This window comes from Kingella bonacorsii (assembly GCF_016623605.1).
Lineage (GTDB): Bacteria > Pseudomonadota > Gammaproteobacteria > Burkholderiales > Neisseriaceae > Kingella_B > Kingella_B oralis.
In genome coordinates this window covers 861059-878102 of the sequence record NZ_JAEHNZ010000001.1, presented here as the reverse complement: position 1 = coordinate 878102, position 17044 = coordinate 861059, and the positions used below count along the sequence as shown (strand labels likewise).

At 53.7% G+C, this 17044-nt stretch carries 17 protein-coding genes; 6 read left to right on the top strand and 11 right to left on the bottom strand.

Annotated elements, in window-relative coordinates; translation table 11 throughout:
• Positions 1 to 20: 20 nt before the first annotated feature.
• Positions 21 to 170: a hypothetical protein gene (locus tag JDW22_RS04605; RefSeq protein ID WP_003794139.1), complete on the top strand. Its 150-nt coding sequence runs from the start codon at positions 21 to 23 to the stop codon at positions 168 to 170.
• Between the two features lie 76 nt (positions 171 to 246).
• On the opposite strand, the gene JDW22_RS04600 is transcribed toward JDW22_RS04605, so the two are convergent.
• The 5 genes from JDW22_RS04600 to JDW22_RS14205 form a co-directional block, all read right to left on the bottom strand.
• Positions 247 to 744, bottom strand: coding sequence for a cupin domain-containing protein (locus JDW22_RS04600; RefSeq protein WP_003794141.1), 498 nt, complete (start codon positions 742 to 744; stop codon positions 247 to 249).
• Positions 745 to 973: 229 nt separating this feature from the next.
• The gene (locus JDW22_RS04595) at positions 974 to 1966 is read right to left on the bottom strand and encodes an SPFH domain-containing protein (protein WP_200522006.1); all 993 of its coding nucleotides are present in this window, start codon (positions 1964 to 1966) and stop codon (positions 974 to 976) included.
• A gap of 267 nt (positions 1967 to 2233) precedes the next feature.
• Positions 2234 to 2890, bottom strand: a complete 657-nt coding sequence (locus tag JDW22_RS04590) for a hypothetical protein (RefSeq protein WP_200521889.1) — start codon at positions 2888 to 2890, stop codon at positions 2234 to 2236.
• A 95-nt stretch (positions 2891 to 2985) separates the two neighbouring features.
• Positions 2986 to 3390 carry a DUF350 domain-containing protein gene (locus JDW22_RS04585; protein WP_040558124.1) on the bottom strand — a complete coding sequence of 135 codons (405 nt, stop codon included), beginning with the start codon at positions 3388 to 3390 and terminating at the stop codon, positions 2986 to 2988.
• A gap of 62 nt (positions 3391 to 3452) precedes the next feature.
• A complete protein-coding gene (locus tag JDW22_RS14205; RefSeq protein WP_456237523.1) occupies positions 3453 to 3734 on the bottom strand; it encodes a DUF333 domain-containing protein in 282 nt (93 codons plus the stop codon).
• 168 nt (positions 3735 to 3902) lie between these two features.
• Here JDW22_RS14205 and metG point away from each other — a divergent pair, with 168 nt between their 5' ends.
• The gene (gene metG / locus JDW22_RS04575; RefSeq protein WP_200521888.1) at positions 3903 to 5963 is read left to right on the top strand and encodes a methionine--tRNA ligase; all 2061 of its coding nucleotides are present in this window, start codon (positions 3903 to 3905) and stop codon (positions 5961 to 5963) included.
• A 525-nt stretch (positions 5964 to 6488) separates the two neighbouring features.
• On the opposite strand, the gene JDW22_RS04570 is transcribed toward metG, so the two are convergent.
• From JDW22_RS04570 to JDW22_RS04560, 3 genes are all read right to left on the bottom strand, one after another.
• On the bottom strand, positions 6489 to 6743 hold the full coding sequence (locus JDW22_RS04570) for an energy transducer TonB (RefSeq protein WP_200521887.1): 255 nt from the start codon (positions 6741 to 6743) through the stop codon (positions 6489 to 6491).
• 99 nt (positions 6744 to 6842) lie between these two features.
• A complete protein-coding gene (locus JDW22_RS04565; protein WP_235964889.1) occupies positions 6843 to 7316 on the bottom strand; it encodes an energy transducer TonB in 474 nt (157 codons plus the stop codon).
• Positions 7317 to 7366: 50 nt separating this feature from the next.
• Positions 7367 to 8890 carry an acetyl-CoA hydrolase/transferase family protein gene (locus JDW22_RS04560; RefSeq protein WP_200521885.1) on the bottom strand — a complete coding sequence of 508 codons (1524 nt, stop codon included), beginning with the start codon at positions 8888 to 8890 and terminating at the stop codon, positions 7367 to 7369.
• A 705-nt stretch (positions 8891 to 9595) separates the two neighbouring features.
• Between JDW22_RS04560 and JDW22_RS04555 the strand changes: the two genes are divergently transcribed.
• Both JDW22_RS04555 and JDW22_RS04550 read left to right on the top strand, forming a co-directional pair.
• Complete coding sequence (locus tag JDW22_RS04555; protein WP_003794163.1) at positions 9596 to 10123, top strand: redoxin family protein; 528 nt, start codon at positions 9596 to 9598, stop codon at positions 10121 to 10123.
• On the top strand, positions 10120 to 10320 hold the full coding sequence (locus JDW22_RS04550) for a hypothetical protein (RefSeq protein WP_003794165.1): 201 nt from the start codon (positions 10120 to 10122) through the stop codon (positions 10318 to 10320). Before JDW22_RS04555 ends, JDW22_RS04550 begins: the two co-directional genes overlap by 4 nt.
• A 100-nt stretch (positions 10321 to 10420) precedes the next feature.
• On the opposite strand, the gene JDW22_RS04545 is transcribed toward JDW22_RS04550, so the two are convergent.
• Positions 10421 to 10723: a hypothetical protein gene (locus JDW22_RS04545; RefSeq protein ID WP_003794169.1), complete on the bottom strand. Its 303-nt coding sequence runs from the start codon at positions 10721 to 10723 to the stop codon at positions 10421 to 10423.
• 322 nt (positions 10724 to 11045) lie between these two features.
• On the opposite strand from JDW22_RS04545, the gene JDW22_RS04540 reads away from it, so the two are divergent.
• On the top strand, positions 11046 to 13343 hold the full coding sequence (locus JDW22_RS04540) for a Tex family protein (RefSeq protein WP_200521884.1): 2298 nt from the start codon (positions 11046 to 11048) through the stop codon (positions 13341 to 13343).
• An 86-nt stretch (positions 13344 to 13429) separates the two neighbouring features.
• Entirely contained in the window at positions 13430 to 13849 is a 420-nt protein-coding gene (locus JDW22_RS04535) for a S24 family peptidase (protein WP_003794176.1), read from the top strand.
• A gap of 70 nt (positions 13850 to 13919) precedes the next feature.
• Here JDW22_RS04535 and JDW22_RS04530 read toward each other — a convergent pair whose 3' ends face one another.
• Together JDW22_RS04530 and JDW22_RS04525 are read right to left on the bottom strand one after the other, a co-directional pair.
• On the bottom strand, positions 13920 to 14525 hold the full coding sequence (locus tag JDW22_RS04530) for a biliverdin-producing heme oxygenase (RefSeq protein WP_200521883.1): 606 nt from the start codon (positions 14523 to 14525) through the stop codon (positions 13920 to 13922).
• Between the two features lie 91 nt (positions 14526 to 14616).
• Positions 14617 to 16944, bottom strand: coding sequence for a TonB-dependent hemoglobin/transferrin/lactoferrin family receptor (locus tag JDW22_RS04525; protein WP_200521882.1), 2328 nt, complete (start codon positions 16942 to 16944; stop codon positions 14617 to 14619).
• Between the last annotated feature and the right edge of the window lie 100 nt (positions 16945 to 17044).

Sequence of the window (17044 nt, the reverse complement as noted above, 5' to 3'; positions counted from 1 at the left end):
ATTTTTTAGGAGACACGATAATGAACGAAAACCAAGATTTGCCGACTGCGGGCGATGATTTTGACGATTTAGACAACCTGTTTGCCCGGTTTGACGGCATGGCGGTGGATGGCGGGGTGGATGCGGCAAACGAGGAAGATGATTGCGCGGGCGGGGCGTGCAAGATTTGAGGCAGCCTGAAAGCCAATTCATCCAGCAAAAAACCGTTTGGTAGAACACCAAACGGTTTTGCTTTTTCAGGCTGCCTTATTTCGGCGCGGCTTGGCTGGGCAGCTGCCCGATAAAGTTAATGAACACCAGCGGTTTTTTGCCGGTGTTTTTCAGCGCGTGCGATTGGCCCGGGCGGGCAATGGTTACATCGCCTGCGGCAACGGGGGTTTCTTTGCCATTGCCGTCCACAAACGTGCCTTTGCCTTGCACGATTAAATACACGTCTTCGTTGTTGGTGTGTTTGTGCAGGCCGACGGATGCGCCGGGTAGCAGCGTGAGCCAGCCGATTTCGCGGATGGCATCTTGGTCGTCGGTTTGGTGGCGCGTGTAGGCAAATTTGCCGAGCAATTCGCCTTCGCCGCCTGCGGCTTTGCTGCGGTTCCAAGTTTGCATTTCGGCTTTTTTGTATACCTGCACGCTGCGGTCAACGGGGGTTTTGCTCGGTTCGTTGGCAGCGGGTTGGTTGCCGTGCGCGCCGGCGGTTGCGCTTGCCAAGCAGGCGGCGGCGATGAGAGCGGATGCGATTTTGTTCATGATGGTTCCTTAGGTTTACGGGTGGGAAAAGGGAAAATCAAACGTGTTTTCAGGTTGCATCAGCGGTTGCGGCAGCCTGAAAACGGTTAAGCGACAAACGGCGCAAATTATGCCCCATTTCGCGCGCGAACGCCAAACGTAAACCGCGCCGTTCACACGCGCAAAAAGGCAGCCTGAAAACAGGCGCGGCGAAAACCTGCGCTCAATCCGTTTTCAGGCTGCCGATTGCTTAGCCAATCAGCTGTTTCAACACTTCGGCTTTCGCCGCGTCGTAATCCGCCTGCGAAATCAAACCGCCGTCCAGCAGGGTTTTCAGCTGCGTGAGCTTGGCTTGATGCTCTTGCGCGGCGGCGGGCGGCACGGCTTGCGGTTGCGCGGCCATTGCCCCCGCCATCGCTTGCCCGAACGCCACGCCTGCGCCCATGCCCACGCCCATGCCGGCCATGCCGCCTTCGTTTTGCGCTGCCATCGGGATGGCGGTGGCGGTTTGGTATTGCGTGTAGCGCGACATATCGCCGATGACATTCATGCTCATGCGCGCATCCAGTGCTTGCTGCACGTTTTCAGGCAGCGTGATGCTTTCCACGGTAAAGTTTTCCAACGCCAAGCCCAGTTTGGCAAACGCAGGCGTGAGCAGCTCCATCATTTTTTGCGACAGCAACACTTGGTTTGCCGCCATGTCTAAAAACGGCACGCCCGATGTGCCAAATGCCGCTGCAAGCTGGGTCATGGCGATATTTTTTAACTGGCTTTCCAGTTGCTCGCCCGAATAGCGCTCCACCACGCCCGAAATTTCTTTGAAAAACTGCGCGGGGTCGGCGATGCGGTAGGAATACATACCAAACGAGCGCAGTTGCACCACGCCAAAATCGGCATCGCGCACGGTTACAGGCTGCGCTGTGCCCCAGCGTTTGCCGATTTGCTGGCGCGTGTTGAAAAAGTAAACATCCGATTTAAAAGGCGATTGGAACAGCTTATCCCAGTTTTTCAGATTGGTTAAAACGGGCAAGGTTTGCGTGTTGAGCGTGTAGCGACCTGCGGAAAACACATCGGCGGTTTTGCCTTCGTCCACAAACAGCGCCATTTGGCTTTCGCGCACGGTTAAACTCGCGCCGTTTTGGATTTCCTGATCGGCAACGGGAAAACGCCATACCAGCGTGTTTTCATCAGGGTTTTCCCATTGGATAACATCAATAAACTGCTTGCGGATAAAGCTCATAATCATGGTTTTTTCCTTTGGTTTGGGGGTTGGGGGAGGGCGGATTTTGTGAGGCGGATTTTAAGCGGAAGCCGTTAATCTGTAAAAAGAATTTGCAGCGCCAAAGGTAGCCTGAAAAGCGGGTTTGCCAGAGCGCGCGTCTTGCCGCGCACCACGCTTTCGGTTGCCGTAGCGCCAAGCGGCGGGGATGATTTCAGGCTGCCTCAATGGAAAATGCTTTTTAGCAATTTCAGTTTGCCGCAGCAGAGGCAGCCTGAAAATCATTCAATATTACTCTGCGGTTGGTGGTGGATGGTTTCCGTAGATTTTTTTAACCGTAAACGCCATGCTAAATGGCAGCAGTTCCCGCCGTTCTGTGTGGCTCATCCGATAGTATTGGCTGTAATGCAGGCACAGCAGTGCAATTATTACCAATCCACAAGCGACCAATGAGCTTTTAATAATGCGTTTGTGGTTGGCAGTTGGATGGTGGCGTACAAATACTGCCACAGTCAGCACTGCATAAGAAAATAGCCAGAGTACCGCGCCCCAACCCCATGACACCACATAAGAATATTGAGGTTGTTCGCTAATCATCACAGCACGCAACAAAAAAACCGTGGCAGCCATAAGCCACATAATTTTTACTGACCGCCTGCCATCTTGACGCAGCAATGCCGACCAAAAAAATAAATTGGCATACAATGCCAGCGAAGTAAAAATTGGATAAGCACCTACAAAAGCGACAGGCATAAAAAGCAACAATACTCCGCCCAGCCAGTATCCCCATGCAGCATTGCCTTCTGCGGTACGAAAAGCGGGCAACATCAGCGCAATCAGCCAAATGGTGAAAGCCACTATTTTTAGCTGCCTAGCCAAGAGGTCGGCTTGCAACTCTTTTTCGGTTTTTTTTTTAGTAGCTTCACATCTCTTTCTTGTTTGCTCCAAGCGCGGAATTTGCGTTTGATTTTATCTGCCATTTGATTTTTCCTAAAAGAAAGGCGCGTATTCGTCAATCAAGTTTTCAGGCTGCCTCGCATGGTTTAGCCGTCCACCAAACACGCTGCGTTCAACACACCGATGGCCAGCGATAGCGCGCAATACAACGCGCCCACGGCGATGTTGTTCTGCTGCAATTCGCGCCCCGCATCGGGAATCAGCCGCGTGGTGGCGAAATACGCGCCAATCTGCACAACCGCCGCGCCCGCACCCCACAACACGAAATCCAAAATATTCAGGCTGTGCGTCATCGCCGAAGCCAGCGCAAGGCAAAACCCCACCAGCGCGCCGCCAAACGACAAAGCGCACGCCACATTGCCTTGCTTAATCAAATGCAGCTCGCGCGCAGGCGTAGTCAGCAGATAAGTGAACGAAAACAACACCGCCATCGCCACGCTGGCGAGCATATAGCCGATGTATAACAGATAGTTAGCAATAGAAAGCGACATGGTTTGCATCCTGTGTGAACGATGGCGGGATTATGCCATATATAAGGCAGCCTGAAACCCGCTTAACCCGTTTTCAGGCTGCCTTGGGCGTTATTCGTGATACCGGCGGAACAGCGCCCATTCATACACTTCCTTGCCGTCGGGGAACACGCACACGCCGTATTCGTTGCCCCCTCATCCTTGCGGATAACCGATTTGCCGCCTTGTTGCACGCAAAACACCGAAGCGGGATTGGGCGTGCCGAGGGGCGGCGGTTCTTGGTTGACAGCCTTTTGCGGCGATGTTGCGCCCGCACACGCCGCCAACAGCGCCGCCGCCGATAAAAAGAAAAACCTGTTTTTCATTATGAAACCCCTTTCGCGGTCAAACAAAGCGCGGATTGTAATCGGTTTCAGCCCTGGGGCACAAAATGGCGGCGCGCGCCAAACGGCAGCCCACAGCGCAAGGCAGCCCGAGCCGATTTTCGTTATAATCCGTCTCTTTTCCCAATCCATCACCGGAAACGCAAAATCATGACTTCAAAACGCAAAATTCTCGTCACCTCCGCGCTGCCCTATGCCAACGGCGCCATCCACCTCGGGCACATGGTGGAACACATCCAAACCGACATCTGGGTGCGCTTTCAAAAATCGCGCGGGCACGAATGCTACTACTGCTGCGCCGACGACACCCACGGCACGCCCATCATGCTTGCCGCCGAAAAACAAGGCATCACGCCCGAGCAGCTCATCGCCAAAACCCACGGCGAACACCTTGCCGATTTCACAGGCTTTGGCATCGGCTACGACAACTACTACTCCACCCATTCTCCCGAAAACCAAGCCCTTTCCGAGCAAATCTACCGCAGCCTGAAAGCCAACGGCAAAATCATCAGCAAAACCATCAACCAGCTTTTTGACCCCGAAAAGCAAATGTTTCTGCCCGACCGCTTTGTGAAAGGCGAATGCCCCAAATGCCACGCCCAAGACCAATACGGCGACAACTGCGAAGTGTGCGGCACCACCTATGCCCCCACCGAGCTGATTAAACCCTATTCCGCCGTATCAGGCGCAACGCCCGTGATGAAAGAAACCGAACATTTCTTTTTCAAATTAAGCGATTGCGGCGACTATTTAAAACAATGGACGGCAGGCGAAACCGACGGGCGCGCCCATTTGCAGTCCGAAGCGCTCAACAAAATGAACGAATGGCTCAAAGAGGGCGAGCTTTCCGACTGGGACATCAGCCGCGATGTGCCGTATTTCGGCTTCCAAATCCCCGATGCGCCGAACAAATATTTTTATGTGTGGCTGGATGCGCCCGTGGGCTATATGGCTTCGTTTCAAAACCTATGCGCGCGCAAAGGGCTGGATTTCAACGAATTTTTTGGCAAAGACAGCCAAGCCGAGCTGTATCACTTTATCGGCAAAGATATTTTGTATTTCCACGCGCTGTTTTGGACAGCCATGCTGGAATACAGCGGGCACCGCGCCCCCAGCGGCATTTTCGCGCACGGCTTTTTAACCGTGGACGGGCAAAAAATGTCCAAATCACGCGGCACGTTTATTACCGCGCGCTCCTACTTGGAACAAGGGCTGAACCCCGAATGGATGCGCTACTACATCGCGGCGAAACTCAACAGCAAAATTGAAGACATCGATTTGAATTTGCAAGACTTTATCGCCCGCGTAAACAGCGATTTGGTGGGCAAATATGTAAACATTGCCGCGCGCGCCGCAGGTTTTATCCACAAACGGTTTTCAGGCTGCCTCAAAGATGTGTCGGGCAGCGAAATCGTGAAACACCTTGCCGCCGAAAGCGAACGCATCGCATCGCTCTACGAAGAGCGCGAATACGGCAAAGCCCTGCGCGAAATCATGATTTTGGCAGACGTGGTCAATGAATATGTGGACGAAAACAAGCCGTGGGAGCTTGCCAAGCTGGAAGGCGCAGACAGCCGTTTGCACAAGGTGTGCAGCGAATTGATTAACGCATTCAAAATCTTAACGGTTTACCTATCGCCCGTTTTGCCGCGCGTTGCCGGGCAAGCCGCCGAATTTTTGGGCTTGGAGAAACTGGTATGGGCGGATGCCAGCCGCACGCTGTCGGAAAACCATGTGATTAAGCCGTATCAACATTTAATGCAACGCGTGGAGGAAAAACAAGTGAACGATTTGATTGAAGCGAATAAACAAAACATCCAAGCCGCCGCGCAGCCTGAAAACCAAGGGCAGCCTGAAAACGGCTACGCGCCTGTTGCGCCACAGTGCAGCTTTGACGATTTTATGAAAGTGGATATGCGCGTGGCGAAAGTGTTGAATTGCGAAGCGGTGGAAGGCAGCAGCAAGCTGTTGAAATTTAGCCTAGATTTTGGCTTTGAGCAGCGCACGATTTTCTCGGGCATCGCCGCCAGCTATCCCAACCCCGCTGAATTGAACGGCACAATGGTGATTGCGATTGCCAACTTTGCCCCGCGCAAAATGGCGAAATTCGGCGTGTCCGAGGGGATGATTTTGAGCGCGGCGGATAAGGATGGGAAGCTGAAATTGCTCACTGTGCACGAGGGCGCGAACGCGGGGGATAAGGTGGGTTGATGAACAGCGGTTGTTTTGCCTAGCCATCAAGGCAGCCTGAAAATGGGATTTACTGGTTTTCAGGCTGCCTTTTGTTTACAAGATGAGGTAACCTGAAAAAGGGTTTACTACATTGTGGTTGGCTTTGAGCGTAGCTTTAACCATGCGCTTCGTGCCAGTGGGGCACTTCCTTTTCTTTGCTTCGCCAAAGAAGAGTAAGTAAAAGAAAGGCGACCCCGACGTGCAGGCCTGCTGCGCAGACTTCCCTCACTGCGCATCCTTTTTTCGGCGCGTGCGAACTAGCCGCACTTCGTGCGTCGTCGGACAAGCGCACGCTTTTTCCCGAAAAAAGAATGCTGCGTTCGGTTGGACGTAGGGGAGAGGGCAGTAGCATCAAACAGTTGTGAAGCGTTAGGCAGCCTGAAAGCCAATCTATCCAGTAAAAAAAACCGTTTGGCAGAATACCAAGCGGTTTTGTGTTTTTCAGGCTGCCTTTTTATGCAGGGGCAAAGCAGGGCAGGGCGGCTGTCTGCGCCTGCGCGCTTATCACTCCAATTCAAATTTAAAAATGGGGAAAAACGTGGTGGCGACCCGTTTGCCGTCGCGCGAGGCAGCCTGAAAACGATATTGGCGCACGGCGGCAACGGCGGCTTCGTCCAACAGCGGCGAACCGCTGGATTCCGCCACTTCCACCAAGCGGATGCGGTTATTCGGCGCAACCTGTACGCGCAGTTTCACGCGCCCTTCTATGCCGTTTTCTAGGGCTAGGGGTGGATAGACGGGCGTAACGGTTTTTATCACTCGTCCTTTGGTATTTTTAACTGCTTGCGTTTTGGCGTGAACGGTGGGGCAATCAGCGCAAGGCTGGTGATTAAGGCAAGCAAAGGGTTTCGCATGGTGTTATCCGCCAAAAACTTGTCGCAATATTTTTGAAAACGGTTTTTCATCATCGGAGTGCATTTGGAACGTGAAGCGGGTGGTAAACACGGTATGAACGGGTTTGCCGTTGCGTAGGGCAGCCTGAAAAGTGGATTTGTATGCCGCTTTTTTTGCGGATTCATCCAAAAAAGTTGAACCGCTGGATTCCACAATTTCTACCTGTTCCACGCTGTTATCAGGGGCAACAAAGATGCGTAATTTGACCGTGCCTTCTTCATTTTCCATGGCTTGGCGTGGATAAACGGGATTGGCATAGTTGACTAATTTGCCTTCCACATAGTGGGGTTGTTTGGCAAATGCTGGGGCAATCAAGGTGTAGCAGACAATGAGGCTGAATAGATAATTGCGCATGGTTGGGTGTTTTTCAAAATGGTGGGGTAAGCCAAAAATGGTTGATTGGTGCGCTAAGGCAGCCTGAAAACCCTGTTTCGCCATCAACACGGCGTGGTTATGGCTTTTCAGGCTGCCTCAATATCGCTTAAACGTTATTTCACCCGCATATCGCCCGTTTCCACAAACCGTTGGTGCCACGACAGGGCTTCGTTCAACAGATGCGGCGTATGCAAGCCGCCGCCTGATTGCTCGGCACGGTCGTAGTAGTCGCGCAGCATATCGCGGTAGTCGGGGTGGGCGCAGTGGTCGATAATCAGGCGGGCGCGTTGGCGGGGCGATTTGCCGCGCAAATCCGCCATGCCTTGCTCGGTTACAATAAACATCACGTCGTGTTCGGTGTGGTCGTGGTGGGAAACCATGGGCACGATGCAAGAAATCGCGCCGTCTTTGGCAACGGAGGGGCTGACGAAGAACGAGTAATACGCATTGCGGGCAAAATCGCCTGAGCCGCCGATGCCGTTCATCATGCGCGTGCCCATGATGTGCGTGGAGTTCACGTTGCCATAAATATCGGCTTCTATCATGGCGTTCATGCCGATAACGCCTAGGCGGCGAATTAGCTCGGGGCTGTTGGTGATTTCTTGCGCTCGCAGGATGATTCTGCTGCGCAGAAAGTCAATGTTGTCGTTAAAGCGTTGCAGCGCGTCGGGGCTAAACGAGAGGGCGGTAGCGGATGCGCTCGCCATTTTGCCCGAGAGCAGCAAATCCAGCATGCCATCTTGCAGCACTTCGGTGAAGCCTGTGATGTTTTCAAAGCGGCTGTGTTGCAAGTCTGCCAGCACGGCATTGGCGACGTTGCCCACGCCCGATTGCAGCGGCAATAGGTTTTCAGGCAGTCTGCCGTGTTTGACTTCATGTTCAAAAAATTCAATGATTTGCGCGGCGATGCGTTGCGAGATGGCATCGGGTTCGGCGAATTTGCTGTTGCGGTCGGGCGCGTCGGTGAACACGATGGCGACGATTTTGTCTAAATCGCAATCAATGTAATGGCTGCCGATGCGGTCGTTGGGGTTGAGCAGCAGCAAGGGGTGGCGGTGGGGCGGCGTGCCGATGTCGGCAAACACGTCGTGCATGGTTTCCAGCTTGGCGTGTTGCTGCGTGTTCACTTCCAAGATGATTTTTTGCGCGGATTTCACCCATTGGTTGTCCGGGCCCACGCTCATGGAGGGGATGAGTTTGCCCTCTTCGGTGATGCCGACCACTTCGATAATCGCCACGTCCATCGCGCCGAAGAAGCCGAAGCGCACTTGCTGCTCAATTTGCGAAAGGTGAATATCGGTGTAGGCGATTTTGCCGGCGTTGATGTCGTTGCGCAGCGTGGGGTCGGATTGGAACGGGCTGCGCAGTTTCAGGCTGCCTGATGCAGCGAGCACGCCATCGCACTCGGGCGCGGTGGATGCGCCGGTTATCACGCTGATTTGGAAGGGTTTGCCCTCGGCATGGATGGCTTGGGCGCGCTCGGCAATCGCCGTGGGCAGGGCTTTGGGGTAGCCTGCGCCGGTGAAACCGCTCATGCCCACGAGCATGCCGTCTTGCACAAATTCGGCGGCTTCGTTGGCGGTCATAATTTTTTCGCGCAAGGCAGTGTGGCGGATGCGTTCAAGGGCGAGGGTCATGGGTGAGACTCCTATCGGTTGGGGTTCAGAACCTGCTTAAAGCCTCCGACACGGTTGCCGCTAACGTATTCTGGCTGTGCGGCTGTGTTGCAAAACTTGACAATAGTCCCGCTATTGCCTGTGTTTTGCGCCTTGCCGCACAGCCAGACTGCATCAGCGGACAACTCGCGCGGAGACTTTAAACAGGTTCTTAGGCATGAGACAGCCTGAAAAAGGGGGAAGGGGCGTTTCAGGCTGCCTTAGGGTCTGTTGACAATCAACGTTTTGGCGGATTTTGCGCCCTAAAACGGCATCTACTGCGTTGAAAATACTCGCCTATGGATGGCATAGGCTCGCATTTTCGCCTTGTATCTGCCGTTTTATGACGCAAAATCCGCTGCAAAAGTTGAATGTCAACAGACCCTAGCGTGTGCGCGAGGGTTACTCCGCCCGCGCCGTGAATACGATGTCATGAGACGATTTGCGGCAGCCTGAAAACATTTTTCGTTTAGAATCTGTATTCACTATTTGCATAGGCAGATTTGATGACATAAAAGCGCGGATACAAGGCAAAAAGCACAGCAAGGTTCAAGGTTGGACACCTTGCGCGCATTTTTAACGCAGTAGCCGCGTTTTTAGGGCATAAAAGATGCCTATGGAAATAATGAATACAGATTCTTACAATTATGTTCGCTTTTTAACGATATTTCACATTTTAATCAAGCCATGCGAAAAAAAATTATTACTTGGGCAAAGCAAGCCACACAAATGCTGCTGTTGCTGCTTGCCATCAGCCTTGCCGTGGATGCGCTGCGTGCGCCCAAATTGCCAATTCAGGCTGCCCAAACCGCGCTGCCGATTGTGCCACGCTCGCCCGATGCCGCGCCGCTTACCACCACGCTGCAAGCCGCCAGCCAAAATCAAACTCTGCTGCTGTATATCTGGGGCGCATGGTGCGGCATTTGTAAACACACCTCGCCCGTTATCCAACGCCTGCACGATGGCGGCACACCCGTGCTTAGCGTGGCATTGCGCTCGGGCAGCGACGACGATATTCGCGCCTATTTGCAACAGCAAGGCTACACCTTCCCCGCCGTGAACGATGACAACGGCGCATGGTCGCAACAATGGGGCGTGAAAGTTACGCCTACCATCGTGTTGATTAAAAACGGCAAAGTGCTGCACAGCACCACAGGGCTGGCAAGCTATTGGACGCTGAAAACGCGGATTGCGCTGGTAAATGCGCTGCATTGATAGGCGGTAGAGATGTTTTCAGGCTGCCTGAACCCGATAGGCAGCCTGAAAAAACAAAACCGCTTGGCGTTGTGCCAAACGGTTTTTTACTGGGTAGATTAGTTTTCAGGCTGCCTCAACCCGCCGCCCACAAAAAAGCCACCTTTCCCACCAAAGGCAGCCTTGCCCCTTTGTCCAAATCTTTGATTTGGGTATAAGTGAGCATCTAAATCTTTGATTTAGCTATGCGAACTTATGCAAAGCCAAAGGGGTAGTCCGCCGCGCAATGCGCAAGGTAGAAAATACCCATCTCCCCAATCAAATCGCCCGCGCCATTTTCGGCTTGCCCACCGTTTGCAACGCCCAACGAATATCCGCAAAACACACGCTGTCATCATGCGACAACACTTTGTTTTTAGCATGGCTGATATACGCCAAATTATATTGCAGCAGCAAATCCACCGCCCGCTCCTTGCCCTGCGCGATGCTGCATTGCATCAGGCTTTTGATGTTCGCCGAGATTTCATCGGCAGGCGCATCCGATGAACGCAAAGCCTGCATCACAGAAGCCAAGTTCACACGGGTAACAGTGGTTTGAAAATAATAATTGCCAGATTGCATGATAATTTAGCCTAATAAGAATAGTTGTTCTAATTTGTTTTGTTAATACGATGCTGAAACCAAAGCAACCAGCGTGCCAATTTTAAAAAACGCAGTTTTATTGCAGAAAAACGGCAAACCAAACCAACGCATCCGCAGCTGTTTTTTGGGTTAGATTTGTTAGAATTCGTCTTTTATTGATTTGCCCACAGCGTTTTGCTGTCGGCATAGGCAGCCTGAAAAGCCGTTTCAACTGTTTTCAGGCTGCCTATTGCCGTTATAATCGCCCCTTTTTTGGCAGCCTGAAACCATACAACCCATTATTTAACAAGAGATTCCAACCATGAACATCACCCAACTCCTCGCCACCGAACTCTCCGCCACCCCCGCCCAAATCACCGCCGCCGTCGCGCTGCTGGACGAAGGCGCGACCGTGCCCTTTATCGCCCGCTACCGCAAAGAAGCCACGGGTGGGCTGGACGACACCCAGCTGCGCACGCTGCAAGAGCGGCTCACCTATCTGCGCGAATTGCAGGAGCGCAAAGCCGTTGTGTTAAAAAGCATAGACGAGCAAGGCAAGCTCACGCCCGAGCTGCAAAGCGCGATTGAAGCGGCGGACAACAAAACCGCGCTGGAAGATTTGTACCTGCCCTACAAGCCCAAACGCCGCACCAAAGCGCAAATCGCCCGCGAACACGGTTTGCAAGATTTGGCAGACAGCATTTTTAGACAGCCTGAAAACGACCCTGAAGCCCTTGCCGCGCCGTTTGTCAGCGAACAAGTGCCCGATGTCAAAGCCGCGCTGGACGGCGCACGCGCCATTTTGATGGAGCAGTTTGCCGAAGATGCCGAACTGATTGGGCAGTTGCGCGACAAGCTGTGGCGCGAAGCCGAAGTGCACGCGCAAGTGGTTGCGGGCAAAGAAGCGGACGGCGAAAAATTCAAAGACTATTTTGACTGCCGCGAACGCATCGCCCAAATGCCCAGCCACCGCGCCCTAGCCGTTTTGCGCGGGCGCAACGAAGGCGTGTTGCACGCCGCGCTCAAATACCAGCCCGATGAAACGCCGATTACCGAAGCCAGCGAATACGAGCAAATCATCGCCGAGCATTTCCAAATCCGTTCGGAAAACAAATTCTTGCGCGATACCGTGCGCCTGACTTGGCGCGCCAAAATCTTCCTGTCGCTGGAACTGGAAGCCTTTGCGCGGCTGAAAGAAGAAGCCGATGCCGATGCGATTACCGTGTTTGCCAAAAATCTCAAAGATTTACTACTCGCCGCGCCAGCGGGCCGCTTGCCCACGCTGGGTTTAGACCCTGGCTACCGCAACGGCGTGAAATGCGCGGTAGTGGACGACACGGGCAAGCTGGCGGACACCGCGATTGTTTACCTGCACCAGCCCGATGCCATGCTGGCGCGGCTGGCGCAAATGATTGAGCGCAACGGCGTGAAACTCATCGCCATCGGCAACGGCACCGCCAGCCGCGAAACCGACAAAATCGCCGCCGAACTGCTACAAAGGCAGCCTGAAATACGCAAAATCACCGTTTCCGAAGCGGGCGCATCCGTGTATTCCGCCTCCGAACTCGCCGCCCGCGAGTTCCCCGATTTGGACGTATCCCTGCGCGGCGCGGTTTCCATCGCCCGCCGCCTGCAAGACCCGCTCGCCGAACTGGTCAAAATTGACCCCAAATCCATCGGCGTGGGGCAGTACCAGCACGATGTCAATCAATCCAAGCTCGCCAAATCGCTGGATGCCGTGGTGGAAGACTGCGTAAACGCCGTCGGCGTGGACGTAAACACCGCCTCTGCCCCGCTGCTCGCCCGCATTTCGGGGCTGAACAGCACGCTGGCGCACAATATCGTCGCCTATCGCGATGAAAACGGCGCGTTTGCCAACCGCAAGCAACTGTTGAAAGTGCCGCGCCTCGGCGAAAAAACCTTTGAGCAGGCGGCAGGCTTTTTGCGGATTAACGGCGGCAGCGAACCGCTTGATGCTTCCGCCGTCCACCCCGAAGCCTATCCCGTGGTCGCCAAAATGCTGGCAAAACAAGGCATCACCGCCGCCGAGCTGATTGGCAACCGCAGCCAAATCGCCCAAATTCAGGCTGCTGACTTTATTGACGAACGCTTCGGCTTGCCCACCGTGCGAGACATTCTGGCAGAACTGGAAAAACCCGGGCGCGACCCGCGCGGCGAGTTCCAAACCGCCGCCTTCGCCGAAGGCGTGCACGACATGAACGACCTGCAAGTTGGCATGGTGCTGGAAGGCGTGGTGAGCAACGTTGCCAACTTCGGCGCATTCGTGGACATCGGCGTGCATCAAGACGGGCTGGTGCACATCTCCGCGCTCGCCGACCGCTTCGTGCAAGACCCGCGCGACGTGGTAAAAGCGGGCGACGTGGTCAAAGTGAAAGTGCTGGAAGTGGACGTGCCGCGCAAACGCATCGCGCTCACCATGCGGCTGAATGATGAGGCAGGCGCGGAAAAACGCGGCAGGCAGCCTGAAAATGAAAGTAGCCGCAACCCGCGTAGCCCAAGCAACGGCAACCGAGGCAGCCTGAAAAACGGCAAGGCACAACGGGAACGCGCTCCGCAAAATAGCGCGATGGCAGATGCGTTGGCGAAGTTGAAAAGGTAGGCAGAGGCAGCCTGAAAACGCCAAAGGCAGCCTGAAAATGGTTTTCAGGCTGCCTCCACCCATTCATTCCACCGAAAGACAATTCCATGAACGCTACCGACTTTATCCCAGCCCACCTAATCTCCGACACGCCGCCCGATGGTTCACCACCGCCTAAAAAAGGTCATACTGCTCCCTTGTTGCTCAGCAAGGAGTTGTTCAATGAACTCGGCATTGCCGATGCCCAAACTTGTGGCATCGTTATCGGCTACGGCGAAGCTATGAAACCCACTATCAGCGGCAAATGCGAGCTGCTGGTTGATTTGTCTGATAACAAATTAGCCGAGGGCAATATTTATGTGCTGGAAATTGGCAGCCGAGCCCTTATCCGTCGTGTGAAGCTGCTGCTGCGCCAAATCATTCTCGCTTGCGACAATCCTAACTATCCCGACATGGTGGTTGAAGGCGAAGACCTGTCTCGTTTAAAAGTGATTGGGCGCGTGCGCTATATCGGACAGCGGGTATAAGCAGAGACACCAAAGGCAGCCTGAAAACGCTTCAAACCCGTTTTCAGGCTGCCTTATTGCTGCTTAAATCTTACGCCACTTCAAAAATCTCCCGCAGCAACACTTTATAAAACGCAAACGCTTCCAGCGCGCCTTTGAGCGCGGTTTCTTGTTCTTCCGCGTTCAGCGGCAGTTGGTTGAATTTGCCGACAAACGCGCGCCAGTGTTTGCCGCGCCCATCCATGTGCGGGGCAAGGTGGCGTGCGCCGTGGCTTTCGTTGTAGCCCAGATTGTTTTGTGCGTCTTTAAACAAAAACGCTGCGCCCAAGTTTGAGCCTTCGGCGCAATAGAGCCAGCCGATGGCTTCTGCGCCTTGCGGGGCGGGGATGGCGGCGCGGATGTGGGCTTCTTGTGCGTTGAGGTCGCGCAAGTCGGTGATAACGTCGTCGTAGCGAGCGAGTGCAGCCAAGCCTTCAATGTGTTGATTGAGCGTGGGATTTTTGTACACATCGTCCACAATTTTGTGGAACACGGCTTGCAGTTGCAGGAAGCGGGTGTAGTTTTCGGGCGTGCTAAATGGTTGAACCGACATCACTAAATCGTCCACGCTTTGATGCGTGGCGCGGGTGTTGGCTTTTAGAAATGCTGCCAATTCGCGCGGTTCGTGTTTTTCTGAATGATGATGGTGGTGAGACATGGTTTTTCCTTTGTAGTGGGGTTGAAAGAGTTTTCAGACTGCCTAGCAATCGTTTTCAAGGTTTGAGGCAGCCTGAAAACGGTAAAACGGGTTAAAACTTGTATTCCAGCGATACGGAATAATTGCGCCCAGGGGCGTAGAAGCGTGCCAAGCCTTTGCCTTCTTTGTCCACCGAGCCTGTGGTGCTGCGGATGTTGATGCTGCGGAAGCTGTCCCATGTGGCATAACGGCGGTTGGTTAAGTTATAAACGCCTGCGCGGAGGGTAAGGTTTTTGGTGGGGCGAACATAGCCAAACACGTCCAGCACCACTGCGGAGCGGTTTAAATAGGGGAAGGTTTCTTTGCTTTCCACCGCTTCAACGTGGCGTTTGCTGCAATAGGTGTAGGTTTCGCCTGTCCACCAATCTTCTTCGGTTTCATAGGCCAGGCAGGTTTCTTTTTGCTCGTGGTGCAGGATTTTCGCGTCTTTGGCTTTTTTCGCGCCCATATAGGTTAAGCGCGAGAAAATCCCCCAGCGCTGCTCGGGATGCTCGTAGTCCAAGCCAATCACGGCTTTGATGGGTTGCAAGGGCAGTTGGCTTAATCCGTTGTTTAGCCTGCCTTTGCTGTATCCCAAGCTGCCCATTAGCGAGAAGCCTTTGGGCAGTTTCAGGCTGCCTGAAAACTCCAAGCCGCTGATGCGCGCTTTATCCACGTTCACCATTTGTTGATAAAGCTGCATCCGCCCGTTTTCAATCGGCGCGTTTTCCTGTTCAAAAATGAAGTTTTTATAACGGGTGTGATACGCGCTCAAATCCATTTTGCCAAAGCGACCGTTGCCCGATAGCGTGATGGTTTGATTCAGGCTGCGTTCGGCTTTCAAATTGGGGTTGGCAAGCCAGTTGCCAGCGGGGTGTTTGTAGGTGAAATACATTTCCGAAGCGGTGGGGATGCGGTAGCCCGTGGTTACTTGGTAGTTCAACCGCCAAGCATCGTTCATGCGCCATTGCGTATCCACAAAGCCGTTCCAAGCGCGAAACGAGCCGGGCGCGGGGATGGTGGTTTCGCACGCGTTGCAGGTTTCGTTTAACGCTTTGGGTTTTAGGCGCGTGTGGTCGTACCGCACGCCGATTTGGTTGGAAAAGCGGTCGTTCCATTGGATGCTGTCTAACAGCGAAAAGCCAAACTGCCGCGTTTGCACGGGGTGCTGGATGGTGCTTTTCACGTTATACACTTTGCCGTCAAGGTAATAAGAATCGCTGTTGATGTTTTTGAAATCGCGCTTGCTCACAAACGTTTTAAACGACAATTGATGTGTGCCGCCCCATTGGAACGGCTTGCCGTCCAAGCTCAGGCTCAAACGGTGGAACGTGGTTTTCATGCGGCGGTCGTATACCTCGTCCAAATCTTTTTTGCTGTAATCCAACGGGAAATCGGGCTTGCTCCAATCGCGCGGATACGAGCCTTTGTCGCTCACCGAAGCCAAATCGGTTTTTTGATAGTCAAATTCGGTTTTCACCAAGCTCAAATAGCGGGAGGGCGCAAATTCGTGATACAGATGCAGATTGCGGCGGTAGTTGATGTCGTCTGCCTCGCGCCAACTGCTTTCTTGCAAGTTGTAAGACAGCTCGTTCACGCGGTTGTGCCCTTGCTGCCCGTTAAACGCCACGCCCACACGCTGGTTATCGGTCAATTGCCAGTTAAATTTGCTCAAAAAGCTGTGGTATTTGTGTCTGGCAGGGTCGGGAATGCCGCGCGCGCTGCCGATGGTGTCTTCGCCTTTGCCTGAGCTTTTGGTTTCGTGCCCCCGGCGTTGGGAATACAGCAGCATAAAGTCGGCGCGTTCGTTGCCGGTTGCCAAGCCCACGGTATTTGCCCATTCGCGGTTTTTGGACGCATAGCCGCTTCTAATCAAGCCGCCAAACCGGTTGTCGTCTTGCAGCAGATTGCCCGCGTCCAGCGTGCGATAGTTCACGCCGCCGCCCAATGCGCCGCTGCCCATGCTGAACGAATTGGCGCCTTTTTCCACATCAATGCCACGCACCAGTTCGGTGTCGATGCTCATGCGCGAATTGTTGAAATTGCCATAGCGCGCATACAGCGAGTTTTCTTCGGAATCGGGCAGCGATACGCCGTCAATGCTCACGCCCACGCGGTTGCCTTCCACGCCGCGCATGGCAAAGCCTTTGCTGTGGCGCGTTCCGCTTTGGCTCACGCCCACATCGGGCGAATAGCGCACCAAATCGTTGTTGTCGCGGATGAGCTCGCGGTCGATGTCTTCGCGTTTTTTGTGTTCGGCGGTGTTTTGCTTGGCAAGCCGTTTGCCGCTCACTTGTATGTTTTGCAGGGTTTGCTCGGCAGGAGCGGAAACTGCCTGCGCCGAATATGCAGACAATACGGCAAGCAGGCAGATTTTGAGGGTTGGTTGGATATTTCTCATGGGGTCTCTTTGAATAAGAATTATTATTAAAAACGCGGATTGTAAAAAGAACGGAATAAGATGTAAAGATGGGTTAAAAGTGGAATTAAATAGGAATTTG